Genomic DNA, 22,683 nt, shown 5'->3' with positions numbered 1-22,683 from the left:
TCGAATGAACAAGAAGATTTTATTCATTCCATTGATTGCGTTCATGGTTCTAGCTGGAATCTTTGCGACTCAATTGATGCGTAACCAGTCGGGTGATGACCCGACTAAACTTGAATCGGTATTGATTGGTAAGCCAGTACCTGAGTTCGGTTTAGAAGACTTAGAGCAACCGGGTAAGTTCCATGATCAAGCTATCTTTAAAGGTGAGCCACTGCTTCTAAATGTGTGGGCGACTTGGTGTCCTACTTGTTATGCAGAGCACTCTTACTTGAATAAGTTAGCGGGTCAAGGCGTTAAGATTATTGGCCTTAACTACAAAGATGATCGCAATAAAGCGGTAGGTTGGTTAAAAGAGCTGGGCAATCCATACTTGATCAGCCTGTTCGATGGTAACGGCATGCTAGGTCTTGACCTTGGTGTGTATGGCGCTCCAGAGACTTTCCTCATTGATGCTAACGGCGTAGTTCGTTATCGCCATGTTGGTGACGTGAACCCAACTAACTGGGCATCGACGCTTGAGCCGATGTACCAAGAGTTGTTGGAGGAAGCGAAATGATTAAGAAGACACTGATTGCTCTATTCGCTACATTTGCTATTTCGGCGACTGTTTCTGCTGCGTCTATCGAATTTCATGAATTTGATACCGTTGATCAAGAGCAGCAGTTCAAAGAGCTAAGCAACACGCTGCGTTGCCCTAAATGTCAGAACAACACCATTGGTGATTCGAACGCAGAGCTTGCGGTTGATTTACGCCAAAAAGTGTATGAAATGACAAAAGATGGCAAGTCGAAGCAAGACATCATTGATTACATGATTGCTCGCTACGGTAACTTTGTTACTTACAACCCACCACTCACATTAGCCACATCAATCCTTTGGGTTGGTCCGTTTGCGGTAGTCGTGTTTGGTTTCGGTTTGATCATTTTACGAAGCCGAAAGTCAAAGTCGAAAGCAGTAGAGTCAGATAAAGACTGGGATGCAGACAAAGAAGCTCGTTTAAAAGCGTTACTCGATGAAGAGAACGACGGAGATAAGAAGTAATGACTCTATTTTGGATTTCTACCATTATCCTTTCGCTAGCAGCTATTTTCTTAATTGTTCTGCCCTTCATAAATAAGAAGGCGAACAATGATGAAATGCTTCGCGACGAGTTGAACAAAGCATTCTATAAAGATCGTCTCGTTGAGCTCGAAGTAGAAGCAGAAGAAGGCCTTGTTGATAACCAACAAGAGCTGATCGCTGATTTGAAACAGTCTCTACTTGATGATGTACCTGCGCAGAAAGAGATGAAGAAGACCCAAATCTCAACATTGGGCGTCGTAGTACCATCTATTGTCCTAGTCGTGGTTGTTACATATGGTATGTACTTTCAGTTTGGTGCTCTGGATAAAGTCCAACACTGGCAAGAAGTGAGTTCAAACCTTCCTGAGTTGTCTAAAAAGCTAATGTCATCGGAAGGTGGTGCATTAACGGATGATGAACTAGAAGATTTGACTCTGGCACTTCGTACTCGTCTGCACTATCAACCAAAAGATTCGACAGGTTGGTTACTATTAGGTCGTATTGCATTGGCTAACCGCGACGCGGAAACTGCGAAAGATTCGATGCAAAGAGCTTACAAGCTTGAGCCAAAGAATGAAGATGTTCAGCTAGGTTATGCACAAGCATTGATGCTTTCACCTGATGATGCGGATCAAAACCAAGCTCGTTTAATTTTGAGCCGTTTGATTCAAAACGACTATGTTGATCTTCGTGTGTTCTCGTTGCTAGCGTTTGATGCGTTTGAGCGTCAAGACTACCCAGGTGCTGTTAAGTACTGGAGCATCATGCAACAGATGATTGGTCCACAAGACAGTCGCTATGAAATGTTGTCGCGCAGTATTGAAAGTGCACAGAAGAAAATGGGCAATGCTATGGGCGTTGACCAAGGTAAAACTGTTGCTGTAACGCTTGAATTATCTGGTGATGTGAATGCTGCCCCTAGTTCAGTGTTAGTTGTATCAGTGCACAGAGCTGACGGCTCACCAATGCCGATTGCTGCGGCTCGTTATCCGCTAGGAACTTTCCCTCGTACTGTCGTTCTTGATGATGGCAACAGCATGTTGGAAGGGCAGAAGCTGTCCAGCCTTGAAACTCTAATGGTTAGAGCTAGGCTTGATACAGATGGTAACGTTTCAACTCGAGACGGTGATTGGTACGGTGAAAGTGAAGTGGTTGAACTGGGTGCCCCAGTTACCATTGATATCAATAAGCAATATTAATCATTACTTTGCATAGGTGTTAGCTATTCCGATTTATTAAAAAACGGTATAGACTTACGCAACCAATTGAGGCCAGCGATTGCTGGCCTTTTTTATTATTCCTTATGGAAAAGGTGATATGTCTATCAGTGTTTTAAGACTTTCGAGTTTACTCTTCATCGCAAGCTTAACGGTAGGTTGTTCGAGCGTACCAGATGAAAGCAATGGCGGTGATAATTTCGAAACCTCTGAATATGTCGAAGAGTCCCATCCGAACGACCCTTTTGAAGGTTTCAACCGAGCGATGTGGGATATCAACTACGAGTATCTCGACCCTTATTTGGTTCGACCTGTTTCTCTTGCCTATGTTGACTATACCCCTGTACCAATTCGCTCTGGTATTTCCAATTTTTTAGCCAACTTAGATGAGCCATCAAGTATGCTCAATAATCTCATTATGGGTAATGGTGGGAAAGCGCTCGATCATTTCAATCGTTTTTGGATTAACTCTACCTTTGGTCTTCTTGGTCTGATTGATATTGCTAGCGAAGCGGGGATCACCAAATATGACGAAAAGTCGTTTTCTGATGCGATTGGTCATTATGGGGTAGGGAATGGACCGTATTTTATGCTGCCGGGATATGGCCCTGTGACGACCCGACAAGTAACAGAGCAAGTGGATAGCTTATATGTACCTTTGTCTCTGTTTACCTTTTGGGCAAAGTTAGGGAAGTGGGCCTTTGAAGGTATGGAAACACGTGCTCAGTTGGCCTCGCAAGAAGCCTTATTAGATGACTCTCCAGATCCATATGCTCTGACTCGTGATATTTACATCCAACGTCAAGATTTTAAAGCTGAGATCGAGCCAGAAGAGGTTGATCTTGAGGAGGAAGATTTCATTGATGAGTATCTCGAAGATTACTAAATACAAAGCTTAGATAAGCAGATAAGAGAAAGGCTCGATGTTAATTCAACATCGAGCCTTTTTAATGTTTTCTACTTTTCTACTTTTCTACTTTTCTACTTTTCTACCTTTCGGTAAGAAGGTAAGTAGATAATTAGGTAACTAGTCTAGAAGCGGTAGTTAGCTTGGATACCGACTAACCAGATGCTGCCTGTCACTTCGCCTTCGAAGCTACCACCAAAGTAATCTGCTTTTGGATCTTTTTCATGCATTTTCGCGTCTTTCGCTAGAATGTAAGTGAAGCCTGCATCCAGAGTTAGCTGTTCAGACCATTGGTAGCCCGCACCGATACTTAACCAAGTGCGGTCTGTTTCTGGGATCGTCGCAGTACGGTGCTCTTCGCTTACCGCTGAAGTATCGTAGGCAATACCAGAACGTAGTGCTAGTTTAGGTGTCATTTGGTAAGTAGTACCGATTGCAAAACGGTAGTTGTCTTCCCAGTTCTCTTGCTTGATCTCTACGCTTTTTTCACCAGGGAAATCAGCAACAAGCTCTTTAAAGCTGCTCCAGTTCGTCCAGTTAATACTTGCGTGAACCGCTACAGTGTCTGTCAGCTGGTGGAAGCTAGCAAGTTCAGCTGTTGCCGGAAGAGCGAGGTCCATCGAACCACTTTTGTGTGCTTCTGGTTTTGTTGGGTTGAAACCAAAGCCTTTTGCATAGCCTTCTAAAGTCAGGTCAACTTCTGATTTGTAGGTAAAGCCAAGGCGGTTGTCTTCATTAATGTCCCAAGCGGTACCAACTTGCCAACCCCATGCCGTGTCATCACCTTCCATGTATTTCAAAGAGGTACCAGACTTCACTGGAATAAGAGAGTTTTTAGTTGATACTGCACCAAAGCTACCTTCAGCCATGATGTAACGTACGCCACCACCAATAGAAACACTCTCTAGCACTTGGTATGCAGCATTCAGGTTCAGCTCCATAGTAGTCACACTTGCTTCGTTACCATGGTTTGCACCGCCGAAGTCTTTACCTAGGTCCGTTGCCATACCGTAGTTTGTGCCTGCAGCAAAACCCAACGCAAATTTTTCGTTGTACTTATGAGAAGCATAAAAGTTTGGAATAAAAGCACTGTGCGCGAAGTCACTAGAGTTTGATGCTGTTGTACCACTGCGAGTTGTAGAAGTCCCTTCAATATCAATATTTGGGTCAACGTAGATACCACCAACAGAAACCTGTGTGCCTTCTAGGTAAGTCAGCATAGCAGGGTTACGCCATTGCGCGTCTGCACCGTCAGCCATTGCTGCTTCACCAGCGTAAGCACGGCCTAAGCCTGTTGCTGAGTATTCTGCTAGTTGAAAACCTGCCGCGTTAGTTACGGTAGAAGTCGAAAGTAATCCAACTGCCACTGCAGCAGATAGAAGAGTTTTATTCATTTTCATTATTATGTTCACTGAATCATAAGTATTTAGTGGCGTGATTCTACTTTTAGAGTTATTACTTTAAAAATGAAATTCGAATAAAACAGTGTTTTAGGGATTAAATGAGCAAATGTGTTTAATTATTAGAGAAATCATCTAAATGTTTCGGCTGTGTTGCGAAGTTTGAGCGTACACCTGTAGCTGTATATTTGCTCTGCAGGCTACAGTTGTAAGCTTAAATTTAGGTTGGTCAGTGGTTTAGGAAAACAAAAAAGGGTCGCACAATGCGACCCTTTGGGATTATAGCTAACTTTATATTAGAAGCTGCGGCTGTACTGAAGACCTAATAGGATTGCATCAGCATGTGTCGTCGCTGTTAGTGGCGTACCTGAAGAGGTTTCTGAAACCTTCACATCGTCACCTAACAAGTATGTAAAGCCGAAGTCTACGTTTGAAGCGGTATCAATGTGGTAAGTGAAACCAGCAGAGAACCACTGACGGTCTGAATCCGGAACAGAGATAGATGTCAGTTCGTCTTGCGCACTGGTGTCATACATGTAACCGGTACGTAGTGTCCACGTATCGTTTAGGTAGTAAGTACCACCAATTGCGTAGTGCCAACCATCTTGCCATTTGTATTCTTTATTGTAGCTACCATTTGCCCCACCAACTGGTGATGTTGCTAGATCTAAGTTTCTAAATTCGATCTGGTCGAAGTCACCCCAGCCGATCCATTGTACAGAGTAGTGAACTGCGAACTTAGTATCTTCAATTTTGTGGAAACCAGAGAATTCAGCGATGTCTGGTAGTGGTAGCGTGATTTCTTGGCCCTTGTCATCTTTAGCGGTGATTTCAGGGCTATAACGGTACGCTAGACCAAAACGGTTGTTTTCATCTAGCTCATAAACAGTACCAACGTTAAAGCCAACAGCCCAACCATCAGCTTTGTCGACGTTTAATAAAGAGGTGCCTGCCGGTGGAATTCCCTTAGATGGATTTCCTTTACCAAAACCAGCACCAGCGGTACGTTTCATCGTACCTTGACCATAAATAAGGTCTAAACCTGCACCGAAGCTCCATTGGTCGTCTAGTCGGTAAGAACCTGCAAGACCAAAGTTGACGCTCTTAACATCCGTTAAGCCACCGTATTCAGCTGCCGGGTAGTTGTCGTCAAACTCTGTTTTAGTACCGAAGTTTGAGTAGGCATTGATACCCCAAGCAAATTTATCATTTACTGGAACGATTAAGTGGATGTTAGGCGCGATAGATGTATCACCTACATCATCAGTATTATTTACTGGCACTTGACCACCAACGTAGTTAACGTCGTTGACTTCAATCATTGAAGTGATGCTTTCAAAACCAAGAGATAGCTCAGTTTTATCAAATAGTGCCATTGCTGCAGGGTTACGTGCCATTACTGACGCGTTATCTGCGATTACTGCATCACCAGCAAAAGCACGGCCGATGCCGGTTGCTGATTGTGCGTTAAGTTGGAAACCTGCTGCCATCGCTTGCGAAGATGCCAGTGTGATTGTTACTGCTAAAAGAGACTTTTTAAACAGACGCGTGTTGTTGGTAGTCATTCATTTATTCCTTTATATATCCGCCTCTACAGGGCGATTAATTTGAGCAATTGCTCAATGTTGGCTGATCCTATTCGGAAGTATACGATATACAAATCCGACCATTGGAAATTTTGAGGGTAAAATTATGGAAATGACGCCTATCTGGCACGAAAATGGAGAGAAATGCTGTTTTTTAGAGTTTTAACTCTAGAGGTATTGACGTGGTGAATGGTTTTGCGATTTATTGATAAATAAAGCCCGGCAATATCAGTGATATACTTGCTGGGCCTTTTGTTACGGGGCTTTGAGAGCAAATTAGCTCATTGGTTTGATCATTTTTGTCAGCTTTTCGGCGATTTTAGAGACATCCTCGCCATCTTCCCCTACAAGGATCAAACTGCTGCCATCGATCGGTGTTACCGAGCCTGACATGCCTTTTTCATCAAAGTCGATAGACTTGTCAGTCGGAATGCCAGTTAAAAACAGCGTGACTTTGCCTTTTTCGCCTTGGAAAACCATGTGCATTGCGTTGGATTTGCCAAAACCACAGTGGTTCAGGTAATAGACGTGGTAAGGGAAGGCTTCATCAAACTGAAAAGCAAACGGGTTCATTTTTGCGTTGATTTGTTGAGATGATACATTTTCATCAAGTGCACTAACGAAGCTCTTTTCATCAACAACATGTTTCATTGCAGTATCCGCCAAGCTTGCTTGAGCTGGAGATACCAACGCGTTGCCCCAGTTGACTTGACCAACCAATAAACCTGCAACGAATGCCACAGAAGCAGCCATTGCCATCGCTCGTCGAGCAAACGTAGGCCTTACTACTTTGCTCTCTTCGCTTGAGGTCTGATTGAATAGGATACGATCTGCCAGATCGTCTGGCACATCCACATTCAATGCTGAATGGATTTGCTTATCAAGTGATAGTACATCGTCTAAGAAATTACTATTGGCTTCACTATTCGCTGCTGCATCAATAATGTCTTGTGTACGTTGCTTCGGTTCCGACAATACACGACGACGAAATTCCAAATCATCCATTATGTTGCCCCCTCTCTGCCTCTTCTGTATCCAGCATCTCTTTCAACTGATTTCGAGCTCTGAATAAACGTGTCATCACCGTGTTTTTGTTAAGATCGAGAATATCGGCGATCTCATCACCACTAAAACCACCAATCACTTGTAAGAAGAGGGGTTCACGGTATTCGATTTCAAGTTTCATGATCTGCGCTTGCAACCATTGGTGTTGATGATGTGGGTCATCACTGATGCTAGCATCGTTACCATGATCGTCGATATCAACCAGATCAAATTGTTTGCGTTCAAAACGTCGAGCATTCTCGCGGCGCAAGATAGTAATCAGCCATGACTTTGCGGCTTTTTCATCTTGTAGGCTATCGAGTGACTTCCATGCACGAAGGCAAGTTTCTTGAACTAAATCTTCGGCAATGCTTTTGTCTTTGCATAGCCAATAGGCATAGCGAAAGAGGTCACGATGATAGGCGCGCACGAGTGCTTCGTATTTTCTTTGTTTGTCCATATCAGAGTTGACCGGACGCTTGGCTGTTTTCTTTCCAAACATTTTTATTATTGACACACGAGCCTCCATAATTGCTCTGCGTATAGCTGTCTTCTATACGTTGTGCTTCGTTATATATGCTGTTTCGTTTTTAGGGCTAACGTCGGCAGGAAGTCGTAAAATCACATTAAAATTGATCTACTTCAAAATTTAAGCCCTCGAAAACGCTATAGTACACCTTGTCGTCTAGTTAGTCATTCGTGGCTAGCATGTTGAGCAAGACGACACTTCCTTTTGAAGGCTGACTTTACTTTCTCCTAATCAGGAAACTGATTATTTCAATTGGCGTTAAGTTAATTGCTTTATATACATTCCGACCACACAGTTTTGTGTGGTTTTTTTTTGCCTTAAGAAAAACATCCCTTACATAGCGATAACAGCTTTGCTTGCAATAGTTTAGTATCTTACGACAACCTTTCCCTCAAAAAGGTTCGCCTGAATGTTCAGTTAGATTTTCAAGCAGTGGGATACTCGTATCACGTTTATTTAAACGCCTGTTTGATTTAATTAACAACTTGTTTACAATGCTTCAGGTCAGACCTCTTAACCTTAAGGAGAAACCATGGGCAAACAGGAAGTCAAAACGCGTTCTGGAGAACGTGTTGCCGTTGTCGCTGGACTACGAACCCCATTCGCTCGTCAGAGCACAGAATTTAGCCAAGTGCCTGCGGTTGACCTAGGCAAAATGGTGGTGAGCGAAATGCTTGCAAGAACTGATGTCGATCCTGCGCTTATCGAACAAGTCGTGTTCGGCCAAGTAGTGCAAATGCCAGAAGCACCGAACATTGCACGTGAAATCGTGCTGGGTACAGGTATGGACATTAATACTGATGCCTACAGTGTGACGCGAGCATGTGCGACTAGCTTCCAAGCTGCAGTCAACGTGACCGAGAGCATTATGGCTGGCACGATTGATGTTGGTATTGCGGGCGGCGCGGATTCTTCTTCTGTATTGCCAATCGGTGTTTCGAAAAAGTTAGCGGCGAACTTATTAGCACTGAGTAAAACGAAAACCATAGGTCAAAAACTGAAGATTCTTAAAACATTTTCAGTCAAAGATTTGATGCCAGTACCACCAGCAGTCGCAGAATACTCGACAGGTTTGTCTATGGGACAAACTGCTGAGCAGATGGCTAAGACACATGGTATTACTCGCGAAGCTCAAGATGCACTTGCTCACCGTTCTCACTCTTTGGCTTCTCAAGCATGGAAAGAAGGCAAGATTAAAGACGAAGTGATGACGGCATTCCCCGCGCCTTATAAAAAGTACCTAGCAGAAGACAACAACATTCGCCACGACTCGACGGTTGAAGGTTACGCTAAATTGCGCCCTGCATTCGACAGACAATACGGCAGTGTAACGGCAGCCAATGCCACGCCTCTCACCGATGGCGGTGCCGCAGTGATGTTGATGCGCGAAGGAAAAGCGAAAGAGCTAGGCTTAGAAGTGCTTGGTTACATTCGTGGTTACGCGTTCTCAGCGATTGGTGTTGAAACGGATATGCTGATGGGGCCGACGTACGCGACCTCTCAAGTATTGAAGAACACAGGACTAGAATTATCAGACCTAACACTTATCGAGATGCATGAAGCGTTTGCAGCTCAAGTTCTGGCTAACGTCAAAATGTTCGCAAGCGATGAATTTGCTCAGAAGAATCTTGGCCGTGACAAAGCGATCGGAGAGATTGATATGGAGAAGTTCAACGTGCTGGGTAGCTCAATTGCTTACGGACACCCGTTTGCAGCGACTGGCGCGCGTATGATGACTCAGACACTGCGTGAACTTAAACGTCGTGGTGGTGGCCTAGCATTGAATACTGCTTGTGCGGCTGGTGGCTTAGGTGCAGCAATGATCTTGGAGGTGGAATAATGTCTACGACTCTTGATGTGAAAAAAGAAAAGAAAGCAGTCAAAAAAACGGATTCAAAGCCAGTGACTGTATCTAAAAGTGATAAGACGGTTTCAAACGATGAAGCCGTAAAACCGGCGACCGCGTTTTCTTTAACTATCGATGACCAAGATATTGCATGGCTTGCGATCGATGTACCAAACGAAAAAATGAACACGCTACAAGCGGCGTTTGCCGAAGAAATGAAAGCAATCTTCGAGCAGTTGAAGGAAAAGCAAAGCCGAGTTAAAGGCTTAATCGTTCATTCATTGAAGCCAGATAATTTTATTGCTGGCGCTGACGTACGAATGCTTGATGCTTGCAAGACAGCAGATGAAGCGCAATCTCTTGCTCGTCAGGGGCAGGAGATGTTCCAAGCACTTTCTGATTTGCCTTATCCTGTTGTTGCAGCGATTCACGGCCCATGTTTAGGTGGTGGCTTAGAGCTGGCACTATCGTGTGATTACCGCGTATGTACTGATTCAGATAAGACTCGCTTAGGTCTGCCAGAAGTCCAACTTGGTCTGTTACCAGGATCTGGTGGTACGCAACGTCTTCCTCGTCTTATCGGTTTACTGCCTTCTCTTGACCTTATTCTTACGGGGAAGCAACTGCGCGCTAAAAAAGCGAAATCGCTAGGTGTCGTGGATGCTTGTGTGCCAGAAACTATCTTGCTGGAAGTTGCTAAGAGCTTTGTTGAAAAGAATTCAGGCGGGAAAAAAGGTAAGCGCTTGGCGTCTAAAAGCCAAGCTTCGGCCAAAGAAAAAATAATTTCACGTACGGGTCTTGGTCGCAAGGTTATTTTTGAACAGGCTTCAAAGAAGACCAATCAGAAAACACGCGGCAATTACCCTGCCGCTGATGCGATTCTTGATGTGATTCGTTATGGCTTAGAGAACGGCTTTGATAAAGGTCTTCAGTACGAAGCGAAGCGTTTCTCTGAATTGGTGATGACCGCAGAATCCAAAGCCCTTCGTTCGATTTTCTTTGCCACCACTGAAATGAAAAAAGAACATGGCGCAGACGCAGAACCAAAAGCGGTTAAGCGTGTTGGTGTACTGGGCGGTGGTCTTATGGGCGCTGGTATCAGCCACGTCAGTGTTGCTAAAGCGAAAGTACCGGTTCGTATTAAAGATGTGTCTAATGAAGGTGTGCTCAATGCGCTTAACTACAACTACAAGTTGTTCGATAAGCAGCGTAAACGTCGTATTCTGAGCCGAGCTGGCCTTGAAAGTAAGATGCTTCAGCTTTCTGGTGGTATCGACTTTACAAGCTTTAACCATACTGATGTTGTGATTGAAGCGGTATTTGAAGATCTCGGCCTTAAGCAATCAATGGTTGCAGACATTGAAGCCAATGCTAAGTCAGAGACTATCTTTGCGACCAACACGTCTTCACTGCCAATCCACAAAATTGCAGAGAAAGCGCAGCGACCAGAAAACGTGGTTGGTCTTCACTACTTCAGCCCGGCAGAAAAAATGCCGCTAGTAGAAGTCATCCCTCATGAAACAACGTCAGAAGAGACGATTTCGACGGTGGTGGCATTAGCGAAGAAGCAAGGTAAAACGCCGATTGTTGTTAAAGATACGGCTGGCTTCTATGTGAACCGTATTCTTGCTCCATACATGAATGAAGCGGCGCATCTGTTATTGGCAAATGAGCCGATTGAAAAGCTCGACAGCACATTGTTGGACTTCGGTTTCCCGGTTGGCCCAATTACTTTGTTAGACGAGGTGGGTGTTGATATTGGTGCGAAGATCATCCCGATTCTGGTTAATGAATTAGGCGAGCGTTTCCAAGGTCCTGATGTGTTCGACATTCTTTTGAATGACAACCGTAAAGGCCGTAAGAGTGGCAAAGGTTTCTACACTTACAAAGGTAAAAAGAAGGAAGTCGATAAGTCAGTATACAAACTGCTTAAGCTGCAACCTGAACCTAAGCTAAGCGATAACGACATCGCAATGCGTTGTGTGTTACCGATGCTCAACGAAGCGGTTCGTTGTTTGGATGATGGCATTATCCGTAGCCCGCGAGATGGCGATATTGGTGCTATTTTCGGTATCGGCTTCCCGCCATTCCTTGGTGGTCCGTTCCGTTATATGGATCAAATTGGTATTAAGTCACTGGTAGAGATGATGAACGACTTCGCTAAGAAGTACGGTGATCGTTTCGCACCATGTGATGGCCTACTGACACGTGCTGGGTTGGATGAGTCTTTCTACAAGTAACTCTTTCTATTAGTAACTTTCTAGCACTTTGATTATAAAGCTCGTATCAAGCAATTGATGCGGGCTTCATTTTTATGGGAGTATGCAAAAGAAAGGAGATTCCCGATTCAGTCGTTCCTCCTTCTCGGGAATGACGATTGAGATGTAAAAAGTAAGCTATTGTGTTGATTAGGAAGGTGGTCAACACACCTCAATCAAAACTACCGTCATCTCCTAAAGCGACGAAGGAGCGTAATAGGAGATCTGCTCTTGTGTTGCACCCAATAAAAAAGGTTGATGCTTTCACATCAACCTTCTGATCTTTTTAATAACAACGACTAACCGAGCTCACAGTCTTTAGGACGCAACTGAAACTCATCAATTGAGCCAATCTCAACACCTGCCGACAACTTCTCTTCTTCATTATGAGCGTTGCCGTGCGCATGCATAATCAGACGATTCGCTGTACGAGGTTTTAGTTGGCTAACCACAAAGCGCATCATGTCTGAGCGAGTCAGACCTTTGAGCTCTTCTAACACGCGATCCCTCTGATTGAATTCCAAATCCTTATTGCCTATCGCAACCCATAAGCGTTGAGCACGACCACGCAAGGTGGTATCTGGCGTTGAAATTTGATTCCAAAGACCGCGTTTACTGCTGTGCCATTGATAGTCGTTAAGCTCTAGCAATACCATGTAAAAGGCATTGAGGAACTCGTCTATGGAAGCCAACAGATCTGCTGGGGCTGCATTAGGCGATTGCACATACAACACAATACCTGGGTGTCGGTTCAATGGCATATTACCAGTGCCGACCATATAGCCTAGCTGCTGCTTAGTACGAATCTCGTGGAAGAAAGTGGCTGACATCAAGTGGTTGGCCAATGAATACAGTGCAATATTTGTAGGTGATATATCTGAACATTGGTAGTAAACCACAATGGCTGAGTCATCTTGATTACAGACCACTTCGCGTTGGAAACTACCGTTATCACCCAGCATGATTAAAGGGCGCAGTGACTCTTCGTAAGCCTGATCTTGAACACGCAGGGCATCTTTTAGCGTTTCAGCCATCTTGTTCGCATCGGCTTTTTTCCAGTCACCATACACAAACATTTCGACATGCAGTTCGGCCAAAATAGCTTGAACAAAAGAAGAAAGCTCGTCGACTTCTATTGTTTCCAGCGCTTCAATTAAAACGGAATAGGGCGGGTTGTTTGGCTGTAAGATTCCCGTCATCGCATTGAACAGCTGAGAAATAGGACGGTCTTGCGATGCGTTATTCCAGTTTCTGAGCAATTGATGCTTAATCGTTTCGAATCGTGTTGAACTAAAGTCGCGTGCTTGGAAACGTTCAAGAATCATATTGAGCAGCTGTGGCTGTTTCTCGCTAAATCCAGATAGAGTAAGTGTGACACCACCTTGATGGGTATACATGTTGTAGCCCATGCCAGCAATCTCAGCTTGATACGTATCTTTTTCAAGCGAGTCTAAGAACATCTCTACACACAAGCGTGTTTTAACGATGTTTCTCGGGGTGGCGACTGAGTGTGGGCTGTCGATAGCGATATACACCACACCTTTAGGTACTCGAAATTGATGGTCTTGGAGGTGCCATAACTTAAAGCCGTCCAGCTCTTCTAACAGTTGTGGGTGCTTAGCGTCACCTTCGAGTTCAGCAGGGTCTAAGTCGTAGCAAATAAACGGGTTTTTGCTTGGGAGCTCAAACTGCCAGCCGGGGTTGATGCATGTAAAGCATTGAATTTTCTCAGCGCTAAATGGTGTGAGTGAATAGGGCGTAAAGTACCATTTCGCTTCTCTGTCATATTCGAACCCTTGAGCAACAATGGTGACCCGCATGTTGTCGACGGTTAAGTAAGGAAGCAGAGAACGTTGTAACTCTTCGTCGAAATGCGACATTTTGTAATCGCCATACACCACATCTTGCTCTTGGTAATGCTGCATGTTGATAACGAGATGGCTGACGACATCAAGTGGTCTTGAGGGTTCTTGAAAGCGGAAGGCTGATTCCAAAACAGCCCGTTTTTCGAGGTAACGCCACTCTTCAATACCTTGTTGTTCAATCAACTTAATGTACTGGAACACCGCTTGGATGATGTTATCGGTTTTGGTTAAACCTTCGATGGTTAATGAGCAACTGACTGTGAAATCACGATAGTTACTGCCACTTGCGCCGCCACCTGCGGAGAGGGAAGTAATCCAGCCTTTCTCTTTGAGTTGCATCATCAAACTGCCTTCGCCTTCGTAACCGATAAGGTGTGCAAAGAACGATAATGGTTTAATACCGTAGTGTTCATCCATGCTCGGCATTGGGAAGGTTAAGATAAGTTTGCGCACTTCTTTGATCGGTTTAACGTGTACTTGTACCCCCGTGCTTAATTCGCCAACAATCGGTACTTCAACCTTCTTGCCTTGTAGTTGGTGGTTGGTAATCGAGCTAAAACGCTCCTCAACCCAACTTTGCATCTCGTCTAATGATTGATTACCAGACAGTGTCAGTGTCATTAAGTCTGAAGAGTACTGCTGCTGGTGGAAAGCCAAGATCTCTTGTCGAATCGTCTCGCCGTTTCGGTCACCCAACGTATCGATATTACCGACAGAAAACTTCGAGAATGGGTGATTGTTATTCACCAGCTCTTTGGTCACTTGGTACAAGCGTCGCGAGTCGTCGTTGAGTTTCATTTTATACTCTGAATCAACGGCTTGGCGTTCTTTGTCTAAGGCTTCTTCGTTGAACAGGGGGGCAGTAAAAAATTGGCTGAAGCGATCGAGTGCATTTTCAAAGGCATTCAATTCAACATCAAAAAAGAAGCAGGTGTGTTCGGTTCCTGTCCATGCGTTGTTGCTACCGCCATGCTGGCTGATAAAACTTTGGAACTCTCCGACCTTTGGATACTTTTCAGTTCCCAAAAATAGCATATGCTCTAAGTAGTGAGCTAAACCCTCTCGGTCTGTAGGGTCATCAAAATGCCCGACATTAACGGCGAGTGCGGCTGCAGCTTTTTGAGCGTTCTGATCGTGAACTAACAGTACTCTCAACCCGTTATCTAATGTTAAGTAACGGTATTGATGTTCATCATTAGGGCTTAAATGCACAGATGCATCTCCAGAGAAGGTGGTTTTTAAATTATGTACGCGATGATTTAAGGTGCAAACCTCGCGATCATATTTTGGGATATGAAGTGCTTTTTGGCGACTTCTAAATCACTTTTATCGATTTTTATCAGTGATTTATTTTCTTTTAATAAGATTGTTAAGAAAGTCGAACTCTTTAGCAAGTGACTTGATATAATTATTTATATAGACTGCGGTTTCTCTAGTTTGAGAGCCAAACGCTAAGTAGCGTATCGCTGATATGGGATATATCGACTTTCGAAATGTTACGTAGACAGGACTGAACATGAAAATATTCATAATGCGCCACGGTGAAGCAGAACATTTTGCTAACTCGGATGCAGAACGAGCGTTAACGAAGCGCGGTAAAATGGCGTCTCTTGCGGTAGCACAAGCTGCAAATGAGCAAGGGTTTAGCCAGTTCGATAAAGTGCTTGTGAGCCCATACTTGAGGGCACAAGAAACGTGGTTAGAAATCTCTCAAGCGTTTTCTGGAAAGAAAGTAGAAACCTGTGATGATATTACGCCTTACGGAATGTCTGACGATGTGTTTGATTTGACCATAGCAATGGCTGAAGTAGAAAAGCTAGAGACCATTTTATTTGTTTCTCATTTACCTCTAGTGGGCTATTTAACGGCTGAATTTGCGACGGGCATGGCGCCACCTATGTTCCCAACCTCAGGGCTCGCGTGTATTGAATTCGACCTTGAAAAACAAAAAGGCGAGTTGCTTTGGAACATTAATCCATAGCTGAGACCGTTTTCTCAAGATAAATTTGAGGGCACCTCATGATTATTGAGATGCCCTTTGTTGTTTCTAACGGATTATTTCGACCAAACGACAAGGTGCTGGACGTACTTTTTAGAATAAAGAGCAAGTCGATGGCTATTTATCTGGGATAGCAAGTAAAACCAGTAGCGCCCCATGGCCACCGAACTCTAAAGGTGCTTGGTGAAAAGCCATCACATCTGGGTGCTGCGCTAACCACAAAGGCACTTTCTGTTTAAGGATGTGTTTACCAATGCCGTGTTGTACACAGGCACAAGCTACGCTCTCTTTCACGCAGTGTGCAATCATAGCCCCAAGTTCACGTTTGGCTTCTTGTTGAGTCATACCGTGCATATCAAGATACACATCCGGTACATAGACACCACGACGTAAGCGCTTCACCTCGTATTTAGAGACATCATCGCGCGCATAACGTGTCGGCCCCTCTTCGCTAAGATGCGGAATGAACTCATCCGAGAAATAAAACTCGCTATCACTGGCTTGTCTTGCCGTTCGAGTAATTTCTTTTTGCTTGGCATTTCTTTTTGGCTGCTGGACTATGGTATCCTGTTGCAACTTTTTAACGCCCTTTACTGCATCGTTGAACAGGGCGAAATCGTCATCGAAGTCGGTGTCTTTTTTGCTCATCAGGTTATGAATTCTAATTAGAAACGTAATTAGCAGTATTGTAGCGCTTTTCGGAGACAATTTTGGATAAGATTTTTGTAGAAGAAGCGGTATCAGAACTACACACGTTTCAAGATGTGATTCGTTGGACTGTTAGTCGCTTTAACGCAGCGGGCCTATTTTATGGTCACGGCACTGATAACGCGTGGGATGAGGCGGTACAACTAATTTTACCTACTCTTTATCTACCGATTGATGTTCCTTCGCATGTGATGAACTCTCGTCTAACAAGTAGCGAACGTCTGCGTATTGTTGAGCGCGTAATCAAGCGTATCAATGAGCGTACACCAACGGCTTACTTAACCAATAAAGCTTGGTTCTGTGGCCTTGAGTTCTTCGTTGATGAGCGCGTTCTTGTGCCTCGCTCTCCAATTGGTGAGCTGATCGAAGCTCAATTCCAACCTTGGTTAATTGAAGAGCCAACTCGCATCATGGATATGTGTACAGGTAGTGGTTGTATTGCTATTGCTTGTGCTCATGCATTCCCTGACGCAGAAGTAGATGCGATTGATATCTCTACAGATGCATTGCAAGTTGCAGAGCAGAACGTCCAAGATCACGGCATGGAGCAGCAAGTGTTCCCAATCCGTTCAGATCTTTTCCGTGACTTGCCAAAAGAGAAATACAACCTGATCGTATCTAACCCACCTTACGTGGACGAAGAAGATATGAACAGCCTGCCAGATGAGTTTACTCACGAGCCAGAACTTGGCCTAGCAGCGGGTACAGACGGTCTGAAATTGGTTCGTCGTATCTTAGCTAACGCACCTGACTACCTAACTGACGACGGTATTCTTATCTGTGAAGTGGGCAACTCAATGGTTCACATGATGGATCAGTACCCAGAGATTCCATTCACTTGGATTGAATTCTCTAACGGTGGTCATGGCGTATTCATGATCACTCGTGAGCAGCTTGTTGCTTGCGCGGATGAGTTCTCTATCTACAAAGACTAGGTTACTGTTAGTCGTTAGCTTAGGGATTTAGCTTAGAGATTAGGCTGGAAACTTAAGGTTAGAACCTGATAAGACGTTCTATTTGAAACGTTTGAATTTAAACGCCATGCAGCAATGCATGGCGTTTTTTATTGCCGAAATTTAATGGATAAGTAAGCAACACAGAGTGAACGTGCTCAATATTTAGTTGCTTAATATGAATAGCTACCACATATTGGTGCTCAATATTTAGTCGTTTTAGTGAGTTAAGGAGAATTCGCGATGACCTTTGATACATGGATTTATTATTTGCTAGCGGTGTTGATCTTAACGGCATCACCAGGGCCAAGCTCTTTGTTGTGCATGACTAAGGGTGTGCAATCTGGCTTTAAGTTATCGATATTTACCGCCTTGGGTAGCGTGACTGCCATTACCGGAATCCTTACGTTATCTTTTACCGGTTTAGGGGTGATCATTGCTTCGTCAGAAGTGGTGTTTAATATCATTAAGTGGACGGGGGCTGCTTACCTTATTTATCTCGGTTGGAAGTCGCTACGGTCGAGTCAGCAAGATTACGACAAGTTATCGAATCAACAAGCAGGCTCTCAACCTGTTAAAGAAAGCGCTGCACAGCATTATGTCAGTGGCTTTATTGTTGGTGCGAGTAACCCAAAAGCTATCCTGTTTTTTACCGCACTTTTTCCTCAGTTTATTGACCCATCGATAGCGCTATTTCCTCAATTTTTGGTGTTCGCTTTGACCTTCGTTGTGATGGAATTGTCTTGGTTACTGGTTTATGCCTACCTAGGTGCGAAGTCGTCAAATTGGTTGTTTGCGAAAGGTCGAGCCAAGGTCTTTAATCGTGTCACTGGAGGTGTCTTTATTGGGGCTGGCGCACTGCTTTCGACGACCAGTCGAGCATAACTTTCTGTTTTATCAGAGAGGTGAATGATTACAGAATATTCTTGATGCTGTCATAAAAGGTTAATATTAATGTGCTTGCTGCTTTTGGCGAAAAGCCGATATATTGGTGTTACACCATCACGTTCTCAAGGAGAGACATATGCAGCATCAAGAAATGATTCAACACAGTAACTTTGGCGTAATCAGTCGTACTTGGATTTTCTCTACCCTTTCTCTAGTGGGTATTCTTGCTCTAATGTAGTCAGCTTCATGGCTCTATAGTTTTAGTTTTTATTATGAAATCACTTGTTAAAAAGTCTTCAAAGTCAGAACTCTTTCTCTTATAAATGTGGCTTTTCTCATCAGGCTAGCCACTTAACCTTTTCTTAGCTGTACCTTCCTCTCAGTAACCTTTTCTCTGAATAATCTCTTTGTCTGATTAGCCCTCTTTATCTCAATAGACTCACTGCATAACCTGATCTGAAGTTGTTATCAAACTGTGATAATCTTAAGTTATCTTTTATCTACAGTGTATCTCTCATGTCTGTCTGGGATTCTATTTCATTTAACAATCGATTTACGGCATTACCTCGATTGTTCTATACCCCAATTCAACCTACACCGCTAAACAATGTTCAATGGCTCGCATGGAACCATAACCTTGCGAATGAACTAGGCTTTCCGTCATTTGAATGCACTTCCGAGGAGTTGCTTGAGACGTTATCAGGCAATGTTGAACCTGAGCAATTTTCGCCAGTAGCAATGAAATACGCAGGCCACCAGTTTGGCTCTTATAACCCTGATTTAGGTGATGGAAGAGGGCTGTTATTAGCTCAAGTTGTCGCGAAAAGTGGTGAAACGTTCGACTTACACCTTAAAGGTGCGGGTAAAACTCCCTATTCTCGTATGGGCGATGGTCGTGCGGTTATTCGATCAACGGTTCGTGAGTATCTATGTAGCGAAGCGATGGCGGGGCTTAATATCCCAACTACTCGCGCATTGGCGATGATGACTAGCGACACACCCGTTTATCGAGAGAAGCAAGAGTGGGGCGCATTGCTGGTGCGTGCTGCTGAGTCACACATCCGTTTCGGTCACTTTGAACATCTGTTTTATACCAATCAGTTGGCAGAACATAAATTATTGGCCGATAAAGTCATCGAATGGCACTTCCCGGAATGCCTCGATGACGACAAACCCTACGCTGCTATGTTTAATCAGATTGTTGATCGCACTGCGGAAATGGTCGCGCTGTGGCAAGCGAATGGTTTTGCTCATGGGGTGATGAACACCGATAACATGTCGATCATAGGGCAAACCTTCGATTATGGCCCGTTCGCCTTCTTAGATGAATATGACCCTCGCTTGATCTGTAATCACTCCGACTATCAAGGTCGTTATGCCTTTAATCAGCAGCCTAGAATTGGATTATGGAATTTGTCGGCACTGGCTCATTCTCTTTCGCCGCTGGTGGATAAAGCCGATTTAGAGGCCGCGTTAGAACAGTACGAACCACAAATGAACGGTTATTTCAGTCAGCTGATGCGCCGTAAGTTAGGATTGCTTTCGAAACACGAAGGTGACAGTCGCTTGTTTGAATCTATGTTCGAGCTGATGTCGCAAAACAAAGTCGATTACCCAAGATTCTTTAGAACGCTATCGAACCTAGATACATTGCTGCCGCAAGACGTGATTGATTTGGTTATCGACCGCGAGGCCGCAAAGCTATGGGTGGATAACTACTTGCAACGCTGTGAATTGGAAGAGAGTTCAGTGGCCGATCGCTGTGAAAAAATGCGACAAGTAAACCCGAAATACATCCTCAGAAACTACTTAGCCCAGCTTGCGATAGATAAAGCTGAGCGCGGTGATAGCAGCGATATTGATGCACTAATGGTGGTGCTGGCAGACCCTTATGCGGAACATCCTGACTACGAACATCTTGCTGCCTTGCCGCCTGAGTGGGGCAAAGCAATGGAAATCAGCTGTTCCTCTTAACCTCCTATGATTCTTTGAGTCGCTAAGTACAGGTAGAGGTCACTAAGATGTGATCTTTATCTGTTTGTTCGTCTAACTTTACAAACATGTCAATAATCAAATAATCGGCCAGCCTATACACTATGTGAATAAGTTGTAAATTTAATAGGTTTGGGCGATGCCAACAAATACTCGAATTCTCGTGGTGGATGATGATCAAGAAATCTGCGAGCTGCTGGAAGAGTACCTCACAAAATCGGGTTTCGATGTTTCTTCGGTGGGAGATGGTGTTGAACTCGAAACTCATCTGCAAAACAATGGTTATCCAGACCTGATTCTGCTTGATGTGATGCTACCCGGTGACGACGGTTTTACCTTGTGTCAGCGAGTCCGAAAACAATCCAATGTGCCTATCATTATGTTGACAGCGGTATCGGATGAAACCGATCAGATTATCGGCTTAGAAATTGGTGCAGATGATTACATCGCGAAGCCGTTTAGCCCTCGTCAGTTAATGGCTCGAATCAAAGCGCTATTACGCCGTGTTCAAGTGGTGGACGACAAGCCAAGTGATGCACTGCCAAAGCAGATTATTTTTGGTGATTGGACGCTCGATACGCTCGCGCACCGAATCTATCACAACGAAAACTCAGAAGAGATGGACTTGTCGGGCAGTGACTTTTCTTTGTTGATGTTGTTCTTAACTCGTCCTAACGAAGTTCTCGACCGTGACACAATATCTTTCGCTACCAGAGGCCGTGAAGCGCTGCCTTTTGAACGTGGCATTGACGTACAGCTTAGCCGCCTGAGAAGCCGACTGGGCGACAGTGGTAAATATCCTCACTACATCAAAACCATGCGCGGTAATGGCTACATTCTTGCTGTGCCGGTTCAGTATGAACACTAAGCATGACCTACTGTTAATCAAGTAACGCAAATAAAGTATTTCCAATGAAGTATTCTGGATGAAATATCTCGTATGAACTGGATGAGTTGGTTGAAACCAAATTCGTTAGTCGCAAGAACCTTATTGTTGACGCTGTTAGCCGTGGTAATAGCTCAGGGCATCGCAACGTCTATATGGTATAGCGAATCAAAACACAAAGAGCTAGAAGGGATTCGTTCTGCCTCGTCGAGCATGGCGAACATGTTTGCTTCAACGGTGACTTTTTTCCAATCTCTACCCGTTAAATATCGTCATATCGTGTTGGATCAAATCCGCAATATGGGCGGTACGCGTTTCTTTGTTTCTTTCAATAAAGAGGCTTTGATTGTCGAACCGATCCCCGATACCCGTTTAAAAACAGCCTCGATTGAAGCGATAGAAAGTGTTTTGAGTAGCAAACTCAATAAAGTGGCGTCAGTGCGGGTAGATTTTTCTCGACCTGAACACCTTCGCTTGCTTAAAAACGACATCTACTTAAGCGATCTACCGCGATCTTGGGCACATCATACTTTAACGTTAGAACCGCTGAATCCACCCATTCTGGTTGTACAAATCGAATTGACCAGTCACGAATGGGTATACATTGCGGCATTGTTGCCTGCTCCATATGTGAAACTCGACGATACGATTCTCGGTCGTGAGCAAGTAATTTTCTTAGTTTCCTCGACACTCATTCTATTGGTTTTGACTTATTTGATGATTCGTCGTCAAGTACGTCCTCTTAAAAAGTTAGCAAGAGCGGCTAATGAGATGAGCATGGATATTCAGCAGCCTCCGCTTAACGAAGAAGGGGCAACGGAACTGGTCACTGCCACCCGAGCATTTAATCGAATGCAGCAACGGATTCGTCGCTATGTGGCAGACCGAGAGCACCTTTTCTCTGCGATCTCCCATGACTTAAAGACACCAATCACACGTCTTAGATTGCGTGCAGAGTTGTTGGAGAGTGAAGTAAAGAAAGACAAATTCAATAAAGATCTCGATGAGCTCGAGATGATGGTTAAAGGTGCTTTGCAAGCGGTAAGAGACACCGATCTACACGAGAATAATGCCATTATTGACCTCAACGAAATGGTACTTTCTGTGATTGAATCTCATAACCAGTATCAGACAAAAGTTGAGTTTGAGCCGGTCGTCATTGAGCCACTGGTCGCGAAACCACTGGCGATTAAGCGTGTACTGACCAACTTAATTGACAACGCGGTTAAGTATGGTTCATCAGCTATCGTGGAAGTTAGTGGTGATGAGCTTTGGGTTGTCGTGACTATTCAAGACCGTGGGAATGGCATTCCTGAAGACAAGTTAGAGATGGTTTTTGAACCCTATTTTAGGCTAGCAACGGATGATCAAGGACATGGACTTGGCCTCGGGATCTGCCGAAACATCCTGCACGGACACGGTGGAGATCTCATTATTCGCAACTCCTGTCAAGGTGGCTTGGAAGTCAAAGTCTATATCCCAACAGGCCTAGAAGTGTAGTGTAACAACTCTGTTACATTGGGCTTACCTTTTGTTTCAATCT

18 protein-coding genes are annotated in these 22,683 nt (G+C 44.2%); 12 read left to right on the top strand and 6 right to left on the bottom strand.

Annotated elements, in window-relative coordinates:
- Positions 1 to 4: 4 nt before the first annotated feature.
- The 4 genes from ACED42_RS14915 to ACED42_RS14900 all read left to right on the top strand — a co-directional run bounded on the left by ACED42_RS14915 (position 5) and on the right by ACED42_RS14900 (position 3,165).
- The gene (locus tag ACED42_RS14915) at positions 5 to 556 is read left to right on the top strand and encodes a DsbE family thiol:disulfide interchange protein (protein WP_009848522.1); all 552 of its coding nucleotides are present in this window, start codon (positions 5 to 7) and stop codon (positions 554 to 556) included.
- The gene (locus ACED42_RS14910) at positions 553 to 1,041 is read left to right on the top strand and encodes a cytochrome c-type biogenesis protein (RefSeq protein ID WP_371703115.1); all 489 of its coding nucleotides are present in this window, start codon (positions 553 to 555) and stop codon (positions 1,039 to 1,041) included. The genes ACED42_RS14915 and ACED42_RS14910 overlap by 4 nt, the downstream gene beginning before the upstream one ends.
- Complete coding sequence (gene ccmI, locus ACED42_RS14905; RefSeq protein ID WP_012603452.1) at positions 1,041 to 2,261, top strand: c-type cytochrome biogenesis protein CcmI; 1,221 nt, start codon at positions 1,041 to 1,043, stop codon at positions 2,259 to 2,261. Before ACED42_RS14910 ends, ccmI begins: the two co-directional genes overlap by 1 nt.
- A 118-nt stretch (positions 2,262 to 2,379) precedes the next feature.
- Positions 2,380 to 3,165, top strand: coding sequence for a VacJ family lipoprotein (locus ACED42_RS14900; protein WP_012603453.1), 786 nt, complete (start codon positions 2,380 to 2,382; stop codon positions 3,163 to 3,165).
- Between the two features lie 146 nt (positions 3,166 to 3,311).
- Here ACED42_RS14900 and ACED42_RS14895 read toward each other — a convergent pair whose 3' ends face one another.
- The 4 genes from ACED42_RS14895 to ACED42_RS14880 form a co-directional block, all read right to left on the bottom strand.
- A complete protein-coding gene (locus tag ACED42_RS14895) occupies positions 3,312 to 4,586 on the bottom strand; it encodes an outer membrane protein transport protein (RefSeq protein ID WP_371703113.1) in 1,275 nt (424 codons plus the stop codon).
- A gap of 296 nt (positions 4,587 to 4,882) precedes the next feature.
- Positions 4,883 to 6,151: an outer membrane protein transport protein gene (locus ACED42_RS14890; RefSeq protein WP_009848517.1), complete on the bottom strand. Its 1,269-nt coding sequence runs from the start codon at positions 6,149 to 6,151 to the stop codon at positions 4,883 to 4,885.
- Between the two features lie 297 nt (positions 6,152 to 6,448).
- Positions 6,449 to 7,177, bottom strand: coding sequence for a DUF3379 domain-containing protein (locus ACED42_RS14885; protein ID WP_017104011.1), 729 nt, complete (start codon positions 7,175 to 7,177; stop codon positions 6,449 to 6,451).
- On the bottom strand, positions 7,170 to 7,718 hold the full coding sequence (locus tag ACED42_RS14880; protein ID WP_009848515.1) for a sigma-70 family RNA polymerase sigma factor: 549 nt from the start codon (positions 7,716 to 7,718) through the stop codon (positions 7,170 to 7,172). Before ACED42_RS14880 ends, ACED42_RS14885 begins: the two co-directional genes overlap by 8 nt.
- A gap of 559 nt (positions 7,719 to 8,277) precedes the next feature.
- Here ACED42_RS14880 and fadI point away from each other — a divergent pair.
- Both fadI and fadJ read left to right on the top strand, forming a co-directional pair.
- Positions 8,278 to 9,585, top strand: coding sequence for an acetyl-CoA C-acyltransferase FadI (gene fadI, locus ACED42_RS14875; protein WP_009848514.1), 1,308 nt, complete (start codon positions 8,278 to 8,280; stop codon positions 9,583 to 9,585).
- Entirely contained in the window at positions 9,585 to 11,831 is a 2,247-nt protein-coding gene (gene fadJ / locus ACED42_RS14870) for a fatty acid oxidation complex subunit alpha FadJ (RefSeq protein WP_017101973.1), read from the top strand. Before fadI ends, fadJ begins: the two co-directional genes overlap by 1 nt.
- A gap of 317 nt (positions 11,832 to 12,148) precedes the next feature.
- Here the strand turns inward: fadJ and ACED42_RS14865 are convergent, their stop codons facing one another.
- Positions 12,149 to 14,926 (bottom strand): insulinase family protein, encoded by a 2,778-nt coding sequence (locus tag ACED42_RS14865; RefSeq protein WP_371703110.1) that lies wholly within the window; start codon positions 14,924 to 14,926, stop codon positions 12,149 to 12,151.
- A gap of 304 nt (positions 14,927 to 15,230) precedes the next feature.
- Here ACED42_RS14865 and sixA point away from each other — a divergent pair, with 304 nt between their 5' ends.
- Positions 15,231 to 15,695, top strand: a complete 465-nt coding sequence (gene sixA / locus ACED42_RS14860; RefSeq protein WP_012603460.1) for a phosphohistidine phosphatase SixA — start codon at positions 15,231 to 15,233, stop codon at positions 15,693 to 15,695.
- 135 nt (positions 15,696 to 15,830) lie between these two features.
- Here the strand turns inward: sixA and smrB are convergent, their stop codons facing one another.
- A complete protein-coding gene (smrB, locus tag ACED42_RS14855; protein ID WP_009848510.1) occupies positions 15,831 to 16,361 on the bottom strand; it encodes an endonuclease SmrB in 531 nt (176 codons plus the stop codon).
- 62 nt (positions 16,362 to 16,423) lie between these two features.
- Here smrB and prmB point away from each other — a divergent pair, with 62 nt between their 5' ends.
- From prmB to ACED42_RS14830, 5 genes are all read left to right on the top strand, one after another.
- Positions 16,424 to 17,356, top strand: coding sequence for a 50S ribosomal protein L3 N(5)-glutamine methyltransferase (gene prmB / locus ACED42_RS14850; RefSeq protein ID WP_371703109.1), 933 nt, complete (start codon positions 16,424 to 16,426; stop codon positions 17,354 to 17,356).
- Between the two features lie 261 nt (positions 17,357 to 17,617).
- Positions 17,618 to 18,259, top strand: coding sequence for a LysE family translocator (locus ACED42_RS14845; protein ID WP_009848508.1), 642 nt, complete (start codon positions 17,618 to 17,620; stop codon positions 18,257 to 18,259).
- Positions 18,260 to 18,778: 519 nt separating this feature from the next.
- Positions 18,779 to 20,236 carry a protein adenylyltransferase SelO gene (locus ACED42_RS14840; RefSeq protein ID WP_371703107.1) on the top strand — a complete coding sequence of 486 codons (1,458 nt, stop codon included), beginning with the start codon at positions 18,779 to 18,781 and terminating at the stop codon, positions 20,234 to 20,236.
- Positions 20,237 to 20,393: 157 nt separating this feature from the next.
- Complete coding sequence (locus ACED42_RS14835) at positions 20,394 to 21,122, top strand: response regulator (protein WP_017104017.1); 729 nt, start codon at positions 20,394 to 20,396, stop codon at positions 21,120 to 21,122.
- A 72-nt stretch (positions 21,123 to 21,194) separates the two neighbouring features.
- Positions 21,195 to 22,640 (top strand): ATP-binding protein, encoded by a 1,446-nt coding sequence (locus tag ACED42_RS14830; protein WP_371703106.1) that lies wholly within the window; start codon positions 21,195 to 21,197, stop codon positions 22,638 to 22,640.
- Positions 22,641 to 22,683 lie beyond the last annotated feature (43 nt).

Origin of the sequence: Vibrio sp. FF145, from assembly GCF_041439075.1 — a bacterium.
GTDB classification, from domain to species: Bacteria; Pseudomonadota; Gammaproteobacteria; order Enterobacterales; family Vibrionaceae; genus Vibrio; species Vibrio tasmaniensis_A.
The sequence above is the reverse complement of the archived record's forward strand: the minus strand, read 5'-3'. Positions and strand labels throughout refer to the sequence as shown.

Bases quoted from the DNA above. Each gene is read 5' to 3' on its own strand.
- fadJ (WP_017101973.1), top strand. From the start codon at position 9,585: ATGTCTACGACTCTTGATGTGAAAAAAGAAAAGAAAGCAGTCAAAAAA.
- ACED42_RS14880 (WP_009848515.1), bottom strand. From the start codon at position 7,718: ATGTTTGGAAAGAAAACAGCCAAGCGTCCGGTCAACTCTGATATGGAC.
- smrB (WP_009848510.1), bottom strand. From the start codon at position 16,361: ATGAGCAAAAAAGACACCGACTTCGATGACGATTTCGCCCTGTTCAAC.
- ACED42_RS14900 (WP_012603453.1), top strand. From the start codon at position 2,380: ATGTCTATCAGTGTTTTAAGACTTTCGAGTTTACTCTTCATCGCAAGC.
- ACED42_RS14830 (WP_371703106.1), top strand. From the start codon at position 21,195: ATGAACTGGATGAGTTGGTTGAAACCAAATTCGTTAGTCGCAAGAACC.
- ACED42_RS14895 (WP_371703113.1), bottom strand. From the start codon at position 4,586: ATGAAAATGAATAAAACTCTTCTATCTGCTGCAGTGGCAGTTGGATTA.
- sixA (WP_012603460.1), top strand. From the start codon at position 15,231: ATGAAAATATTCATAATGCGCCACGGTGAAGCAGAACATTTTGCTAAC.
- ACED42_RS14910 (WP_371703115.1), top strand. From the start codon at position 553: ATGATTAAGAAGACACTGATTGCTCTATTCGCTACATTTGCTATTTCG.
- ACED42_RS14890 (WP_009848517.1), bottom strand. From the start codon at position 6,151: ATGACTACCAACAACACGCGTCTGTTTAAAAAGTCTCTTTTAGCAGTA.
- ccmI (WP_012603452.1), top strand. From the start codon at position 1,041: ATGACTCTATTTTGGATTTCTACCATTATCCTTTCGCTAGCAGCTATT.
- ACED42_RS14915 (WP_009848522.1), top strand. From the start codon at position 5: ATGAACAAGAAGATTTTATTCATTCCATTGATTGCGTTCATGGTTCTA.
- ACED42_RS14835 (WP_017104017.1), top strand. From the start codon at position 20,394: ATGCCAACAAATACTCGAATTCTCGTGGTGGATGATGATCAAGAAATC.
- ACED42_RS14885 (WP_017104011.1), bottom strand. From the start codon at position 7,177: ATGGATGATTTGGAATTTCGTCGTCGTGTATTGTCGGAACCGAAGCAA.
- ACED42_RS14845 (WP_009848508.1), top strand. From the start codon at position 17,618: ATGACCTTTGATACATGGATTTATTATTTGCTAGCGGTGTTGATCTTA.
- ACED42_RS14840 (WP_371703107.1), top strand. From the start codon at position 18,779: ATGTCTGTCTGGGATTCTATTTCATTTAACAATCGATTTACGGCATTA.
- fadI (WP_009848514.1), top strand. From the start codon at position 8,278: ATGGGCAAACAGGAAGTCAAAACGCGTTCTGGAGAACGTGTTGCCGTT.